Origin of the sequence: Desulfovibrio sp. 1214_IL3152, assembly GCF_036763055.1 — a bacterium.
Lineage (GTDB): Bacteria > Desulfobacterota > Desulfovibrionia > Desulfovibrionales > Desulfovibrionaceae > Desulfovibrio.
This window is the reverse complement of the sequence record NZ_JBAIYW010000281.1, coordinates 1-3,212: the sequence shown is the minus strand read 5'-3', so window position 1 is coordinate 3,212 and position 3,212 is coordinate 1. Positions and strand designations below refer to the sequence as shown.

At 56.9% G+C, this 3,212-nt stretch carries 3 protein-coding genes; 1 reads left to right on the top strand and 2 read right to left on the bottom strand.

Annotation, left to right across the window (positions count from 1 at the left end):
• Nucleotides 1-448 precede the first annotated feature (448 nt).
• Nucleotides 449-1,078 carry an RdgB/HAM1 family non-canonical purine NTP pyrophosphatase gene (gene rdgB, locus V6C07_RS06000; RefSeq protein WP_333535451.1) on the bottom strand — a complete coding sequence of 210 codons (630 nt, stop codon included), beginning with the start codon at nucleotides 1,076-1,078 and terminating at the stop codon, nucleotides 449-451.
• Nucleotides 1,079-1,113: 35 nt separating this feature from the next.
• Complete coding sequence (locus tag V6C07_RS05995; RefSeq protein WP_333535450.1) at nucleotides 1,114-2,019, bottom strand: DMT family transporter; 906 nt, start codon at nucleotides 2,017-2,019, stop codon at nucleotides 1,114-1,116.
• A 277-nt stretch (nucleotides 2,020-2,296) separates the two neighbouring features.
• On the opposite strand from V6C07_RS05995, the gene V6C07_RS05990 reads away from it, so the two are divergent.
• Nucleotides 2,297-3,212: N-acetylneuraminate synthase family protein (locus V6C07_RS05990; protein ID WP_333535449.1), on the top strand; the 916-nt coding region annotated here is incomplete at its 3' end.

Sequence of the window (3,212 nt, the reverse complement as noted above, 5' to 3'; positions counted from 1 at the left end):
GGTGTGGGGCTGCTCCGCATCCGGCCGGGCAAAGTTGGCGTCTGTTTGGTGCGGACGAGCCGGATCGGGGGTGGCTGGCGACTGTGGCATGCGGGTACTCACGGCTTCAGGGTTTGCCTTTCTGAATGTTTTTTGGGCGGTGCAGCAGGTTGCGTGCCTTGCTGAGGGCCGGGCGGAAAAGAGTCTGGCCTGTGGCAACGCATTATTTTTTGACGCAAAGTGAATATGCTTCCAGAGCAATTTCTCTTTGAAATTGCTCTGACGGATGCGGGAGCAGACGCCCGCCGCGGAGGCGTAAGCGCAGTTTATCTGCGCGGTTAAACGCCGGAGCGGGCGTCTTGGAAGCCTTGAGAACAGATATTCTCAAGGCGAAAATGCTATAACAGGAAAGCGCGAAAAGCAGAAGCTGCCCCGTCTGCCGCCGCCTGCCGCATGGCGGCACGGCCGGTTATACGCTCATAAAATCCTGCCATTTGGCAAGCAGGGCGCGCAGGGCGTTGCCTCTGTGACTGCGGGCGTTTTTTTCGTCCCGGGTCAGTTCTGCTGCGGTTTTTTGTACGTCTTTGTCAAAGAAAACAGGATCATATCCAAACCCATTCTGTCCGCGCCGGGCAAAAAGCAACGTGCCTTCCCAGTCGCCGCGAACGACCATTTCCGCCCCGTCGGGGCGTACGCAGGCCATGCAGCTCACAAAGCGGCAACCTCTTTTGCTCTCCGGAACATCGGCCAATTCGTGCAGCAGTTTGCGGATATTGCGGGCATCGCGGCTTTCATCGGGCTGGCTGGGCCAATCGTCGGAATAGCGGGCGGAATAGACGCCGGGATTGCCGCCCAGGGCATCCACTTCCAGGCCGGAATCGTCGGCAATGCTCACAAGCCCGGTCAGGCGGGCAACCTCACGCGCCTTGATGCAGGCGTTTTCTTCAAAGGTGACGCCGGTTTCTTCAATTTCTCCAATATGCGGAAAAGCCTCAAGGCTCAGTACCTCCACGCCGAATCGGGCCAGCGGGTCGGCCAACTCGCGTACTTTTCCCGCATTGTGGGTCGCCAGCACAATACGTATGGGCTGTGTGCTCATCAGGATGCTCCTTGGCGGCAGTGCCGCAGGTGTTTTCAGGCTTTCTTTTTATGCTGGGGCAAAACCAGCGTGGCGATGATGATGCCGCTGATAACCAGCGCACCGCCCGCCAGTTGGGCCGGGGCCACACGCTCGTGCAGGACAATGCTTGCGGAGATGCCCGCGAAAACGGGCAGGCTGTAATAGACCATGCCCGCCCGCACCGGGCCGATGTGGTCAACTGCAACGGTCCACAGCCAGAACGACAGGGCAGAGCAGCCGATGCCTGCGTAAAGCACGCTGATGACAAGGGTTGTGGACAGTTGCGGCAGGGGCAGCATGAATGCCTCAATGGCGGTAAAGGGCAGGGAGTAGAGCAGGCCCAGGGCAAACGTGGATATGCTGAAGCCCACAGGCGAGATGTCGGGGCTGCGCCGGCGTATGAACAGGGAGTAGAGGCCGAAGCACAGCACGCCGCCCAGAGCCCACAGGTCTCCTTCATTGAAGCGCAGATGGGCCAGCCGATCCCACTGCCCGCGGCTGACCAGTATTATCACGCCCGCAAGAACCACCAGCACGCCAGCCAGGCGGCGCGGCGAGATTGGCTCATTATAGAGCACACGCGAGAGAATCAGTATGACCACCGGGGCCGTGGGAACCAGCAGGGCCATGTTGATGCTTTCTGTGGTTTGTCCGGCCTTATAGATAAAGGTATTGAGCAGGGTGACGCCAAGAATGCCCAAAAGAGATAGTTCGCGCCAGTTTTTCTTGATGGCGGGCCAGTCTGTGCGCCAGTGCTTTCCGGCAAAGGGCAGCAGGACGATCAGGGCAATGAGCCAGCGCCAGAAGTTGCACTGCCAGGGGGGTATGAGGCCCGCCACCGCTCGTGCGATTACAAAATTTCCAGACCAGATGATGACGGCCAGAAGGGCGGCGGAATAGCCCGTGACATTCTTTTGCATAATAGATGTATCCAAAAAACGGCGTACCGCACTGTAGGCGGAAAGAATTGTTGTGTGCCTGTGACGTGGCGACTGATCAATATAATGCATGTGCGGCGCAAAGGCAAAGTTGTCCATATGTTGTAAAAACGACGAATTACATGTGTAGTTGGCAAAGAGGATATAAAATTTTCTAGTTATCTAGGTTGGTTATAGGCGTCGCCCTGTGGCCCTGCTTTTCTTTTGCACAGCAAGGGAGTATACTGAAAATCTAAAATTCACCAGTGAGGAAATGAGCATGAAACTCATGGATATATTTGCTGTTCCTGCCCCCGAAACGCGCATTCCCGTTCCCTATGTCATTGCCGAAGCCGGAGTGAACCATGAGGGCAGCATGGATATTGCCCGCAGACTTATTGACGAGGCCGCCGAAGGCGGCGCGCACGCCATCAAGTTTCAGACCTACAGGGCGGGAACCTTGGCCTCCAAGGATTCTCCGGCCTATTGGGATACCGGCAAGGAGCCGACCCGCAGCCAGTATGAACTGTTTAAAAAGCACGACTCGTTCTGGAAAAATGAATTTGAAGCGCTCAAGAAACATTGCGACGCAACGGGCATAGCCTTTTTGTCCACGCCCTTTGATGTGGAGTCCGCTCATTTTCTCAATGATCTTATGGACGTGTTCAAGATTTCCTCGTCGGATATTACCAACAAGCCCTTTATTCGCATTCTTTGCGATTTCGGCAAACCCATCCTGCTTTCCACGGGCGCGGCCCATCTGCACGAAATAGCCGAGGCTGTGGAATGGATTGAAGCCAGGGGCAACAAGCTTGCCCTGCTGCACTGCGTGCTCAATTATCCCACGGCGGACGAAAATGCCGCTCTGGGCATGATTCCGGCTCTTGCCCGTCACTTCCCGCAGCACGCCATCGGCTATTCCGACCATACCCTGCCCAGGGACATGCACATTCTTGAAACGGCCACCCTGCTGGGCGCGCGCGTGCTTGAAAAACACTTTACGCACGACAAGTCCCTGCCCGGCAATGACCATTATCACGCCATGGACAAGAATGACCTGCGGCACTTCTTTGAAAGGCTCAACGCCACTCTTGCCAGTGTGGGCGATCTGAACCTGCGCGCCCTGCCGGAAGAAGAACCGGCCAGACAGCACGCCCGCCGCTCTCTGGTCACGGCGCGCGCCGTTCCTGCCGGTA

What these genes read in the sequence shown, in the direction of transcription:
- rdgB (WP_333535451.1), bottom strand. Translation starts at nt 1,078, where the DNA reads ATGAGCACACAGCCCATACGTATTGTGCTGGCGACCCACAATGCGGGA.
- V6C07_RS05995 (WP_333535450.1), bottom strand. Translation starts at nt 2,019, where the DNA reads ATGCAAAAGAATGTCACGGGCTATTCCGCCGCCCTTCTGGCCGTCATC.